Origin of the sequence: Pseudothioclava nitratireducens (genome assembly GCF_029210495.1) — a bacterium.
GTDB lineage: Bacteria > Pseudomonadota > Alphaproteobacteria > Rhodobacterales > Rhodobacteraceae > Pseudothioclava > Pseudothioclava nitratireducens.
This window is the reverse complement of record NZ_JARGDK010000016.1, coordinates 23,051-35,458: the sequence shown is the minus strand read 5'-3', so window position 1 is coordinate 35,458 and position 12,408 is coordinate 23,051. Positions and strand designations below refer to the sequence as shown.

Below are 12,408 nucleotides of genomic sequence, written 5' to 3'. Positions count from 1 at the left end.
CAGCATAACCACGAAAGCCGCCTGATCATGACCTCAGGCCATCTGGGAAATTACACCACCTTGACGGACGCTACCGATTGGGATATTCTACCGCTAAAGGATGACAATGGCGCATATGGGCTTCTTTAATCTTTGAGCCGACACCTCCCAAATGGCGTTGCGACTGACGTGAAGATCGCCTGAAACCAACCGGTGGACAAGCATTTTCCGTCCTGAGCGGCATCGGCGGTCGGGAGTGCTTCTGGAAAAGGACGGATCAGACGACGGAGTCCCCGTGTTTTGGCCCGGCGGCGATGTTTTTCAGCGCAGCGGGCAGACTTGTCCTGCCGCTTCCGTTCAGTCTCTTTCGGAATCCTGGTCACGCACATAGCGTTGACGCTCGAAGGCGGTGGATGGGGACAGGATGGCGTGGACCACCGGGCCAGCAACGGCGACCTCCGCCAACAAGAAGGTGATGGCGCGAACCTGACGCACTTCATTTCGACAGTCCAATCGTCTTGACCGACGAACACCAAAGGTTTCTGAACTGGCACAGAAGCCGTATTTTCGCCGACTGAAGATCTGCGGTTGCCCGGCCCGGTTATACAAAGAGATACGTCGATAAGCCTTAGTCTGGGCAAAACGCTTCACGAGCCTACCGCAGCGGCTCCAAGCAAAATCAAGATGATGGGTTTCATGAGGGGTAATTCTGGATCAATCAGAATTATACACGCAAAATCAAATGCAAGTGGCGGAGGGGACGCGACTCGGATCAGACCCTCTCTACCACTTAAGTCATTGTAATTATTGATATGGAGCTGAGTTCGAAGGTCATCCGGTTCGAGCGGATCTGGCTGCGAACCTTCGAGACTGTTTGGCACTTACTCGCGCTTCACGCGTGGCTATTGCAAAAATAGTTCTTCAAGGCTATATAGCCTCAGAGATATGAGGACCAAATGCAGTGGACGGTTTCGCTCTCTCGAGAGTTCGAGGACGAGTTCGATGAACTCCGACCAGAGGTGCAGGACGCAATACTTGCCCGAGCGATCCTGCTCGAACTTGAAGGACCATCGCTCGGTCGACCGCATGCTGACACCCTCACAGGGTCGAGATATGCGAACATGAAGGAGCTACGCTGCAACGCCGCTGACGGAGTCTAGCGCATCGCTTTTGCATTCGATCCCGCCCGGCAAGCAATCTTGCTCGTGGCCGGGGATAAGTCAGGTGGCAGCGAAAAGCGCTTCTACAAGCAGTTGATCTCAAAAGCCGATGAGCGAGTCGAACGTCATCTAGCGAAACGGAAAGGATAAGTACTATGGCACGCACACTAAAAGATAAGCTGGCCGCGCTCGACCCTGCACGCCGCGCGGGTGTTGAAGCAGAAGCCGACCGCCTTCACACCGAATACCTGACACTCAAGGAACTTCGGAAGGCGAAGGATTTTACCCAAGTTCAGCTGGCTGAAACCCTCGGCATCCAGCAGGCGACTGTTGCAAAGTACGAACGTCAGAGCGATCTACTGCTCTCCACCCTTTCTAGCTATGTGCAAGCTATGGGGGGCAGCTTAAAGCTGATGGTCGAATTCCCTGGTAAAAAACCAGTAGCACTCGACAGTCTTGGCGAAACAGATGAACCGCGCCGCGGTCGTAGAGCGCGCGCGGCTGGACAAGCCGAAGCGCGGACCTGAACAACAGGTTCTGCCGTTTTCGACAATTAAGACCATGATCAAAACGGTGACCATCCCCAAAGACGAATACCTCCGCCTAAAGGCGATCGAGGAAGACATGGCTGATCTGAATAGTGCAGCCGACATCTTGGCTCGGATCAAAGCTGGAACTGAAGAGCTGATCCCCTCCGCTGTTGTCGACCGTTTACTGGCCGGTGATGCGCCCCTCATGGTTTGGCGCGAACACCGCGGGTTGTCTCAAGCCGAATTGGCGCGCCAGTCAGGTGTCAACCGTATTCAGATCATCGACATCGAAGCGGGTCGCAAAACCGGGTCTGCCGCCACCCTCAAGAAACTCTCCACCGCGCTGCATGTCGACATGGATGACCTGTTCGAGGCGTCAGACGTCTAACGCTCTTGAAACGAATACGTCCTTCTGAGGTCAGCTCTGCCCAAGGCTTGCGCGTGCGTTGATCTTCTGAGCTGCCGCTGCAGAAGCAAACCAACCTCGCGCCGCCTCCAGTGCGTCACGCACCTTTCCCGGTTGCGCCTCCAAGACAGGCAGCATTTCCGAAGCACGATACAACCCGCCGAGAGACGGCGGGGGCATGTCTCTCTTTTGCAGCGCCTGACGCGAAACTGAGAGGCGATCGGCAACATCCGCAAGACTCACAAGATCTGGCTTCACTTCGCGAAGCTGAGCCCCTTCCGGCAACGCGGACAACACCTGCTTCACGGCATTAGAAATCACCACCTCGGCATCTTCACCACCACGCGTGAAGCCCAAGCCAACTAGGCCAGAGGCCCCGAGGCCAACGACGGCATCATCGCAGCCCGCCTCAAAAAGGGCGTCCATGATGGCATCCTCGTCTCCAGCGCCCTTCGGCAGCGAGACAACGATATCAAATTCGAATTCAACATCTTTAGCCATCATCATTCTCCTTCATCACGCACCCAGAGGCCTTCCGGATCAGCTCACGTGCATGGTTGCGCGGGTTTCTGGGCGTGCTCCAAACCGACATCCGGCAAAACACTCCAGATCGACATGCATTTCCCGCATTGGCCGGACACAAGACATATCCCCATGAATGTGCGCTACGCCCTTTGGCTTCCTCGACACTCCAGCCCAAGGCCTCAAGCTCTTGCAAAGCGCTTTCAATGTCCTTCGACGGGTGTTTGGTTCGAGCCATTATCTAATCCCATGCAGCGCAGTTGTCAAGCGACAACCGAATATTCTCGTGGCGAACAGGCACGTACGCACATTCTGACGACGCTGACAATTTAGACGCTGCATCAATGATTTACAACGAGTGACGCACTCTCTGAGAGCGCAGCCGTTTCCGCTCAAACCGCCCGCAACTGGTCCGCCCCGACTGCAACCCGGGTCTGTCCGCCCATGATTTCCATGAGGACCCAGACGCGCCGATCCGGTGCGATCTTCTCCACCTCTGCCACAAAATTGGCAAAGGGCCCCTTGGTCAGGGTCACCTGATCGCCCGGCTTCAAAAGCTTCGGCGGCAGCAACTTGCCCTTCGCGTCACAGCGCAGCATGAGCTGCGAGATCAGATCCAGCGGCACGGCCGTCGGTTCTTTGCCGAAGCTCACCAGCCGCGTGATGCCATAGGTCGAGTTGACCGTCCGCCAGAACCCGCGGGCCACATCGAAGGCCACAAAGATGTAGCCCGGAAACAGGGGCCGCATGGCGGTGACGAACTTGCCATTACGCTGGCGCGTTTCTTCTTCCATCGGCAGGAAGGTCTGGAAGCCCTGGCGCTTGAGGTTCTTGTCCGCGATGTTGGCACAGTTCGGCTTCAGCTGCGCCAGAAACCAGCTTGTGCCGCGATCGTGGAATGTCATCTCGAAACCTCATTAAAACCTTACCGCCCACATATCGCTCGAACTTGAACAGATGCAAGTATGGTTTTCCGGGTGCGAGGTGACATTTTGATGACGCTCTCCCGGAGCTCACCACGCAGGGCATTGTTATAATGAGATAATCCAGCACTATCAGCTTGATACGTTTTGCCACCCACGCAAACGTCCGACCGACTTGAAGACGGATCGGAGGCTGAGTTGGACGGGAGTGGCGAGATTACCGAGTTTCGGGCGGCGCAATATGTGCGCATGTCGACGGAGCATCAGCAGTATCCGACCCACAACCAGTCCGACAAAATTCGCGAATATGCCGAAAAGCGTGGCATCGAGATCATCAAAACCTATGCCGATGACGGCAAGAGCGGCCTCTCCATCGGCGGGCGCACCGCCCTGCAGCAGTTGATTGCGGATGTGGAATCTGGCGCGGCGGATTTCAACGTGATCCTGGTCTATGACGTCAGCCGCTGGGGCCGTTTCCAAGATGCGGACGAAAGCGCTTATTACGAATACATCTGCAAACGCGCTGGCATCAATGTCGCGTACTGCGCCGAGCAGTTCGAGAACGACGGCTCTCCCGTCTCGACCATCGTCAAGGGCGTCAAACGCGCCATGGCCGGCGAATACAGTCGGGAGCTTTCGGTCAAGGTCTTTGCCGGCCAATGCCGCCTGATTGAGCTGGGCTTCCGTCAGGGCGGCGCTGCTGGCTTTGGCTTGCGCCGGGTGCTGGTGAACGAGCGCGGCGAGATCAAAGGCGAGCTGAAACGCGGCGAGCATAAATCACTGCAGACCGACCGTGTGATCCTGATGCCCGGGCCCGACGAGGAAGTAGCCTGGGTCAACAAGATGTATCGCTGGCTGATCGAAGAAGATCTGTCCTTCCGCGAGATTGCCGACCGCTTGAACGAGGAAGGCGTGACGACCGATCTGGATCGTCCATGGAATTCTGGCACAGTGCGCACGGTCCTGACCAACGAAAAATATATCGGCAACAACGTCTACAACCGCTCCTCCTTCAAGCTGAAGAAGCTGCATGTGGAAAACCCACCCGACATGTGGGTGCGGAAGGAAGGCGCTTTTGAGGGGATCGTGCCGCTCGAGTTCTTCCTGACGGCGCAAGAAATCATCACCGCGCGGTCTGCCCGACTGTCGGACGAAGAGCTGCTGGATCATTTGAAACGGCTCTATGCCGACGCGGGCCAGCTTTCCGGGGTGCTGATTGACCAGACGCCGGACATGCCCTCGTCCTCGGCCTATAGAAAACGGTTCGGGTCGCTCGCCCGGGCCTATGAGTTGATTGGCTATCGCTCGGACCGCGATCTGGAACGCATCGCGCTGAACAAGCGCCTGCGTGGGATGCATCCGGAGATAATTGCGCGGACCGAAGCGGCGATTGCCGAGGTGGGCGGCACGGTGGCGCGCGATCCCAAGACCGATCTGCTGACCATCAACGATGAGATGGTCGTCAGCTTGGTCCTGGCGCGTTGCCAGCCGCAGGGCGATGGGCGACTGCGCTGGCGGATCCGGTTTGACCCGATGCGCTATCAGGCCGACGTCACGCTCGCCGTACGACTCGATCCCGAAAACCGTGAAGAACTCGATTACTACCTGCTGCCCTGGCTCGACCTGCCCCGGCAGGAAATTCGCGTTTGCAACCGCACCAGCATCGCCTTTGAGGCCTTCCGCTTCGAGGACCTCGGCTTTTTCTACGGAATGGCAGAACGGGTCGGCATCCGCCGGAAATGGGGCTGAGGGCTGGGATGACGGAAATCAACGAAAGCACAAAACATGAACAATCACACCAGAAGAGGAAACCAAGCCCATGATGACTGACACACCCGAGTGCGTCACGCTCGTCCCCATCGACCGGATCGAGGTCCTGAATTCCCGGGACCGCAACATGAAGGTCTTCGAGGAGATCGTCGAAAACATCCGCTCCATTGGCCTGAAAAAGCCGATCACCGTGACCGAGCGCGAGGGCGCTGATGGGGCCCCGCCTATTTGCTGGTCTGCGGTGAAGGCCGATTGAACGCCTTCCGCTTGCTTGGCGAAAGCCACATCCCGGCGCTGGTGGTGAATGTGACCGATGAAGACGCCTTCATCATGTCGCTCGCCGAAAACATCGCCCGGCGGGGGCACCGTCCTCTGGAGATCCTGGCCGACATCGAGCTCTTGCTGGCGCGGGATTACACCATCGATGATATCATCACGCGCACGGGGCTCTCCGAGAAATACGTTCGGGACATCGTCTTCCTTCTGGAAAAAGGCGAAGAGCGCCTGATTGAGGCGGTGCAGAATAGCACAATCCCGCTGACCACCGCCCTCGAAATCGCCCGCGCCAAGCACGATGATGAAGACCTCGGCGACATGCTGGAAGAGGCCTACAAGACCGGCCAGCTGAAAGGGCACCAGATCACGGATGCCAAGCGGCTGATCGAAAAGCGCCGTGAAAAGGGCCCCAAGACCGGCGGCGATCGCCCGAAGTTGCCGAACTCGGCGCATTCGCTGGTGAAGACCTACTAGCGCGAAGTCGCCCGCCAGCACAAGCTGATGCTGAAAGCCGATCACGCGCATCAGCAACTGCTCTTGGTGGTTCAAGGGCTGAAACGCCTGTTTGCCGACGAACACTTCGTGACGCTCCTGCGTGCCGAAGGCCTCGATAGCCTGCCGAAATACCTCGCCGACCGCATCGAAACCGCCTGACCCTCGAAAGGATGAACCCATGAATGACCTCAGCACAGTGAAGCCGCTTTACCCCGGCGCCTTTCCTCAACCCGAGACCGACGACAGCGACGCGCCCTATCCCAAGGCACCGCTGAACCTGACCCTCGGGTTTGATCTTGAAACCTTCCAGATCCCGCTCGAGGAGCTGATGCCCTCGAAAAAGGTTCCAGACGGCGTGATGACCACGCGCAAGTTCAAGCAGATCGTGTCCTCGATCCGGGAAATTGGGTTGATCGAGCCCCTCTCTGTGATCAAGCCGGACCCGGAGGCGGTGGGGTTTCTGCTGCTTGATGGCAATCTTCGGGTTCTGGCGCTGAAAGAACTCGGCCAAGACACGGCGCCCTGCCTGATCGCCAAGGATTTTGAGACCTACACCTACAACCACCGGATCAATCGGCTCTCGACGGTGCAAGAACATTATATGCTGCGCCGCGCTATCGACAAAGGTGTCAGCAAGGAGCGGCTGGCGCGGGCCTTCAACGTCAACCTCTCGACCATCAACAGCCGGATCAATCTGCTACACGGGATTTGCCCCAAGGCGGTTGAACTCCTTCAGGATCACCAGTTCACCCCGGACGTGACCCGGCATCTGCGCAAGATGAAGGCCGCCCGGCAAATCGAGGCGGTCGAGCTGATGATCGCGGCCAACACCATCACGGCCGCCCATGCGGACGCCCTCCTGAAGGCTACGCCGCCAGAACAGCGCACCGATTACAAGCCGCCGCAGCCGGAACAGCCCAGGGGCGATCCGCTGGAACAGATCGTCAAGCTCGAGCGCGAGATGAGCCAGGTGCAGGAAAAGTACAAACATGCCGAAGAAAACTACGGCTCGGAGCTGCTGAACCTGGTCGTTGCCAAGGGCTACCTGAAAAAGCTGATGGAAAACGAGGCCGTGCGCTCCTACGTGGCGCGGCATGCGTCCGAGATCCTCGAGCAGTTCGACCTAGTGCTGAACACGGTTAGCATGGAAGAGGCTGTGGAACAGACCGAACGGGAGGAAGGGTCGAGCACGGCCGAGACGGCGGCGCCGGCTAAACCACAGCAAGATGAAAGTAACGCATCATTGGACCCTAGCATTGACGAACGCCTCGGGTGATGGGCTCGGCTCGGGATGAGCTTCCGAAATCTTTGCCCAAGTGGCTGATCCCAAAGCGACATGTGGCCGTGTGTCGAGGAGCTATCGCCACGCCGCCGCGCACGGGATCGACGACCAACCAAGATCATGATGTGGCCTTGTGTTGACGGGGTCGTTCAGTTATGAACTTGTTACATTCAAGGTCTACGGATTTAAAGTGGGCATGAGTTCCAGCCACAGCCTCCCACCGGGGCAAGGCTCCGCTCGCGTCTGAGCGCCCAGCTCGCAGATCGACAACTGTGATTTTATTGACGAATACTTCGTGAATCTCTGAATTTACTCTTGTTTGCGCCCGCAGCATTTGCTACCGCTCGAAACTGAGCGATGTGGAAACTATTCTCATCATCACCTTTGCATCCAACAAGGCGCCCCACGGGCAGTTCTTGTGCGGTAGCCTGAGAAAATCCCAAAATGACCAGCAAGCGCACCAAGTTGCAGGAGGACACGCATTTTCGCGTGCTTCGCCTTCTGCAAGAAAACCCTGAAATGTCCCAACGGGAGCTGGCAGAGGCAGTTGGCGTCAGTGTCGGTGGTATTCACTACGTGTTGAACGCCTTGATCGACAAAGGGCTGGTGAAGTTGGGGAATTTCACGGCCGCTGAAGACAAGCGGCGGTATGCATACATCCTAACAGCAAGGGGAATTTCGGAAAAGGTGGCAATCACTCGAAGGTTTCTTGCGCGAAAAAAGGAAGAATACGACGCCCTGAAGGCAGAAATTGACGAGTTGAGGCAAGAAATAAACGGCGAATTTGTGCAGGGTGATAATTGAGGGTTTTGGGGTGCGCGGACTAATGAATGCTGAAATTTTGTTCGGAGGCACTTGTCTCGGGGCGTCCGAATGCCGAAAGTAACTTTGCCTTCCGGACTCTACTTTTCATCGGAGCCGGGCCAATCATTGCTCGATGCAGCAGAGGCTTCTGGCATGACGTTGCCATATAGTTGCCGCAGTGGCCGATGCAGCACCTGCAAATGCAAGGTCACAGGCGCCACCGACGTTTTGCTCGACGAGACTGGCCTTTCTGCCGAAGAGAAAGCGGATGGTTGGGTTCTGGCTTGTGCGCGGTCCGCGGAAACCGACCTCACTCTCGACATCCAAGACTTATCTGGACTTAACCTGCCCGAACCCAAGATGATTCCAGCAAAGATTGATACGTTAGAATTGCTTTCGCACGACGTTATTGGGGTCAGATTGCGCCTTCCACCTGGCCGTACGATGGAGTTTATGGCTGGCCAATACGCTGACGTGATTGGCCCCGGCGGTGTCCGGCGCAGCTATTCATTCGCAGCGGCCCCTAAGGCGGATGGAATCCAATTTCAAATTCGATGCGTCGACGGCGGAGTGATGAGTGCCTATTGGTTCGGCGAAGCGAAAGTTGATGACCTACTGCGTATATATGGCCCCAAAGGCACATTCGTCTTGCGCCACACGCCGAACTCAGACGTCGTCTTCCTTGCCACGGGGACGGGCATAGCACCAGTAAAATCAATGATTGAATGGATCGCGACCCTGTCCGAAGATCAGCAACCCCGCTCGATACAGCTTTTTTGGGGTGGCCGCACGGAAGAGGACCTATACTGGAACCTAGGCAGCCTCTTCGACCGGATCCGCTATGTGCCGGTCTTGTCGCGGGCGGACGTAGATTGGCAGGGCGAACGCGGCTATGTACAGGACGCTTTTCTCGCGACCAATGCAGACCTAAACTCAATGCAGGTCTATGCCTGCGGCTCTGAGGAAATGATACATTCTGCGAGGCAGGCGCTAACAAGCAAGGGCCTAGCATCGGAAGCTTTTTTCTCTGATGCATTCGTGTCATCGAGTTAGGAGAACAAGTTATGAAGGCAGTTATTCTTGCGGGCGGACTAGGCACGCGCTTGGCCGAGGAAACGTCGGTGCGCCCCAAGCCCATGGTGGAGATAGGCGGGCGTCCGATGCTGTGGCACATTCTCAAAATGTATTCAAATCACGGCATCAATGATTTCGTGATCTGCCTTGGCTACAAGGGCTATTATATCAAGGAATATTTCGCCAACTACTTCCTCCACATGTCGGATGTGACCTTCGACATGGGCGGCAACACGATGGAAGTACACCAGCAGCGTGCCGAGCCCTGGAAGGTGACCCTGATCGACACGGGCGACGCCTCCATGACCGGCGGGCGGCTCTTGCGCGTGGCCGATTACATCCGAGACGAAGAAGCCTTTTGCTTCACCTACGGCGACGGGGTGAGCGACGTGGACATCTCAGCCGTAATCGACTTTCACAAGTCCCACGGCAAGGATGCGACCCTCACCGCCGTCTATCCGCCGGGTCGCTTTGGGGCCTTGGAAATCTACAAGGGTCAGGTGAAAAGTTTCGAAGAAAAGCCCAAGGGCGACGGCTCGATGATTAACGGTGGCTTCTTCGTATTGAGCCCGAAAGTGCTCGCCCATCTTGTGGGCGACAGCACGGTTTGGGAGCAGGCACCCCTGAAGAAACTCGCGGCGGCCAACGAGCTCATGGCCTATGAGCACCACGGTTTCTGGCAGCCGATGGATACGCTGCGCGACAAGCAATACCTCGAAGAGCTTTGGTCCAGCGGCAAGGCGCCGTGGAAGACGTGGTCCTGAGATGAACCGCGCCAACGTCACGCCGTCGTTTTGGCAGGGCACGCGGGTCTTGCTCACCGGGCACACCGGCTTCAAGGGGAGCTGGCTGAGCCTGTGGCTGCAATCCATGGGGGCCGAATTGCGTGGCGTCGCCCTGGCGCCGCCCACCACACCGTCGCTTTTTGATGTGGCACGTGTGGCCGAGGGGATGGATCATCAGATTGCCGACATCCGCGATTTTGCCGCCATTGCTGCCCAGATCGAGAGCTTTGAGCCTGAGATCGTGATTCACATGGCCGCCCAGCCCTTGGTGCGCTATTCCTACCAAGAGCCAATCGAGACCTACGCTACCAACGTCATGGGCACCGTCCACGTGCTGGAGGCTGCGCGCCGCCCGGGCAGCGTGCGCGCCATAGTCAACGTCACCACCGACAAGTGCTACGAAAATCGCGAATGGCACTGGGGGTATCGTGAAGATGAGCCGATGGGCGGACATGATCCCTATTCCAACTCCAAGGGCTGCGCCGAGCTCGTCAGCAGTGCCTATCGCCGTTCTTTCATGCAGGCTGAGGGCATTGCGCTGGGCACGGCGCGGGCGGGCAACGTGATCGGTGGCGGCGACTGGGCCGACGACCGTCTGGTGCCAGACATCCTGCGCGCGCTTGAGCAAAACGCCCCTGTCGAGATCCGCAATCCGCACGCAATCCGCCCGTGGCAGCACGTTCTGGAGCCCCTGTCCGGCTACCTAATTCTGGCCGAGCGTCTTTTTGAAGACGGCGGCGCGGCCTATGCCGAGGGCTGGAACTTCGGCCCCTCCGACAGCGACGCGCGCCCGGTGCAGTGGATCGTCGAGGAACTTTGTGCCGACTGGGGAGAGGGGGCGACGTGGCGCCAGCAACCCGGCGATCACCCACACGAGGCGACCTACCTCAAACTCGACATCTCCAAGGCCCGCCAGCGCCTCCATTGGGAGCCGCGCTGGTCTCTTCATACCGCCTTGGCGCGGATCACCGACTGGCATCGGGCGTGGCTTCAAGGAGCCGACATGCGCACCCAATGCCTTGACCAGATTTCCCAATATGTGAGCGACTGATGAGCACCCCTACCCCCACCGCCCAGACCCTCGACGCCCTGCGCGCCCGGATCGCCGACCTCGTCGCCGACTACGCCGCCGTGGCCTATGCGCCGAAACCCTTTGAACCGGGACAAACGCCGGTGCCGGTCTCGGGCAAGGTGATCGGGGCAAAGGAACTCCAGCTCATGGTCGATGCCTCGCTCGATGGCTGGCTCACCACCGGGCGCTTCAACAAGATGTTCGAAGAACGCATGGCGGCCTTTCTCGGGGTGAAGCACCTCATCACGGTGAACTCCGGTTCCTCGGCCAACCTTGTCGCCTTCAACACTCTGACCAGCCCCAAGCTGGGCGAGCGCGCAATCCGGAAGGGCGATGAGGTGATCGGCGTGGCCGCGGGCTTCCCCACTACGGTCAACCCGATCCTGCAATTTGGCGCCGTGCCGGTCTTCGTGGATGTGGATCTTGCCACCCACAACATCGACGCCAGCAAGATCGAGGCCGCGATCTCACCGAAAACCAAGGCGATCATGCTGGCCCACAGCCTCGGCAACCCCTTCAACCTCGACGTGGTCACGGCGCTGTGCAAAAAACACAACCTCTGGCTCATCGAAGATTGCTGCGACGCGCTGGGCTCCACCTACAACGGGCAGCTCGTAGGCACCTTCGGCGACATCGCCACCCTCAGCTTCTACCCGGCCCACCACATCACCATGGGCGAGGGCGGCGCGGTTTTTACCAACAACGCCGAACTGAAGGTCATCGCCGAGAGCTTCCGCGACTGGGGCCGCGACTGCTATTGCGCGCCGGGCACCGACAACACCTGCGACAAGCGCTTTTGCTGGACCAAACGCGAGCTTGGCGGCGATTTGCCCGACGGCTACGACCACAAATACGTCTACAGCCACCTCGGCTATAACCTGAAGATCACCGACATGCAGGCCGCCTGCGCGCTGGGCCAGATGGACAGCCTCGAGCATTTCATCGCCCGCCGCCGCGAGAACTTCGCCTACCTCAAGGCGCGACTGGCGAATGTCGAGGAGTTTCTCCATCTTCCCGAGGCCACGCCCAACTCCGACCCCTCGTGGTTTGGCTTCCCGGTCATCCTCAAAGAAGGCGCGGGCGTGAAACGCACCGACCTCACCACTTTCCTAGACGAAAACAAGATCGGCACGCGCCTGCTCTTTGCCGGCAACCTCACCAAGCAGCCCTACATGGCCGGGCGCGAATACCGGGTGAGCGGCGACCTCACCAACACCGATATCGTGATGAACCGGACCCTCTGGCTGGGCACCTACCCGGGCCTGGGCACCGAGCACCTCGACTACATCGCCGAGAAGCTCGAGGAGTTCTTCGGGGTGGGATTCTGATC

The 12,408-nt window shown here is 58.3% G+C and carries 14 protein-coding genes and 1 pseudogene; 13 read left to right on the top strand and 2 right to left on the bottom strand.

Going from position 1 to position 12,408, the window contains the following annotated elements:
- Positions 1-935: 935 nt before the first annotated feature.
- The 3 genes and pseudogenes from P0X85_RS14470 to P0X85_RS14460 all read left to right on the top strand — a co-directional run bounded on the left by P0X85_RS14470 (position 936) and on the right by P0X85_RS14460 (position 2,057).
- A pseudogene (locus P0X85_RS14470) lies at positions 936-1,289 on the top strand (type II toxin-antitoxin system RelE/ParE family toxin).
- A gap of 5 nt (positions 1,290-1,294) precedes the next feature.
- On the top strand, positions 1,295-1,666 hold the full coding sequence (locus P0X85_RS14465) for a helix-turn-helix transcriptional regulator (protein WP_275814917.1): 372 nt from the start codon (positions 1,295-1,297) through the stop codon (positions 1,664-1,666).
- Positions 1,608-2,057, top strand: coding sequence for a helix-turn-helix transcriptional regulator (locus P0X85_RS14460; protein WP_275814914.1), 450 nt, complete (start codon positions 1,608-1,610; stop codon positions 2,055-2,057). Before P0X85_RS14465 ends, P0X85_RS14460 begins: the two co-directional genes overlap by 59 nt.
- A 30-nt stretch (positions 2,058-2,087) precedes the next feature.
- Here the strand turns inward: P0X85_RS14460 and P0X85_RS14455 are convergent, their stop codons facing one another.
- Together P0X85_RS14455 and nusG are read right to left on the bottom strand one after the other, a co-directional pair.
- The gene (locus tag P0X85_RS14455) at positions 2,088-2,576 is read right to left on the bottom strand and encodes a hypothetical protein (RefSeq protein WP_275814910.1); all 489 of its coding nucleotides are present in this window, start codon (positions 2,574-2,576) and stop codon (positions 2,088-2,090) included.
- A gap of 413 nt (positions 2,577-2,989) precedes the next feature.
- On the bottom strand, positions 2,990-3,502 hold the full coding sequence (nusG, locus tag P0X85_RS14450) for a transcription termination/antitermination protein NusG (RefSeq protein WP_275814907.1): 513 nt from the start codon (positions 3,500-3,502) through the stop codon (positions 2,990-2,992).
- Between the two features lie 216 nt (positions 3,503-3,718).
- On the opposite strand from nusG, the gene P0X85_RS14445 reads away from it, so the two are divergent.
- From P0X85_RS14445 to rfbH, 10 genes are all read left to right on the top strand, one after another.
- Positions 3,719-5,269, top strand: coding sequence for a recombinase family protein (locus tag P0X85_RS14445; protein ID WP_275814904.1), 1,551 nt, complete (start codon positions 3,719-3,721; stop codon positions 5,267-5,269).
- Positions 5,270-5,339: 70 nt separating this feature from the next.
- Entirely contained in the window at positions 5,340-5,546 is a 207-nt protein-coding gene (locus P0X85_RS14440) for a ParB N-terminal domain-containing protein (protein WP_275814901.1), read from the top strand.
- The gene (locus P0X85_RS14435; protein WP_275814898.1) at positions 5,543-6,040 is read left to right on the top strand and encodes a ParB/RepB/Spo0J family partition protein; all 498 of its coding nucleotides are present in this window, start codon (positions 5,543-5,545) and stop codon (positions 6,038-6,040) included. Before P0X85_RS14440 ends, P0X85_RS14435 begins: the two co-directional genes overlap by 4 nt.
- Positions 6,041-6,067: 27 nt before the next feature.
- Positions 6,068-6,220, top strand: a complete 153-nt coding sequence (locus P0X85_RS14430; protein ID WP_275814895.1) for a hypothetical protein — start codon at positions 6,068-6,070, stop codon at positions 6,218-6,220.
- 19 nt (positions 6,221-6,239) lie between these two features.
- Positions 6,240-7,337 (top strand): plasmid partitioning protein RepB C-terminal domain-containing protein, encoded by a 1,098-nt coding sequence (locus tag P0X85_RS14425; protein ID WP_275814892.1) that lies wholly within the window; start codon positions 6,240-6,242, stop codon positions 7,335-7,337.
- Between the two features lie 450 nt (positions 7,338-7,787).
- Complete coding sequence (locus P0X85_RS14420; protein ID WP_275814889.1) at positions 7,788-8,147, top strand: MarR family EPS-associated transcriptional regulator; 360 nt, start codon at positions 7,788-7,790, stop codon at positions 8,145-8,147.
- A gap of 69 nt (positions 8,148-8,216) precedes the next feature.
- Positions 8,217-9,200, top strand: a complete 984-nt coding sequence (locus tag P0X85_RS14415; RefSeq protein ID WP_275814886.1) for a 2Fe-2S iron-sulfur cluster-binding protein — start codon at positions 8,217-8,219, stop codon at positions 9,198-9,200.
- Between the two features lie 11 nt (positions 9,201-9,211).
- Entirely contained in the window at positions 9,212-9,985 is a 774-nt protein-coding gene (gene rfbF, locus P0X85_RS14410) for a glucose-1-phosphate cytidylyltransferase (protein ID WP_275814883.1), read from the top strand.
- 1 nt (position 9,986) lies between these two features.
- Complete coding sequence (gene rfbG / locus P0X85_RS14405; protein WP_275814880.1) at positions 9,987-11,057, top strand: CDP-glucose 4,6-dehydratase; 1,071 nt, start codon at positions 9,987-9,989, stop codon at positions 11,055-11,057.
- On the top strand, positions 11,057-12,406 hold the full coding sequence (gene rfbH / locus P0X85_RS14400; RefSeq protein ID WP_275814877.1) for a lipopolysaccharide biosynthesis protein RfbH: 1,350 nt from the start codon (positions 11,057-11,059) through the stop codon (positions 12,404-12,406). Before rfbG ends, rfbH begins: the two co-directional genes overlap by 1 nt.
- Positions 12,407-12,408: the final 2 nt, after the last annotated feature.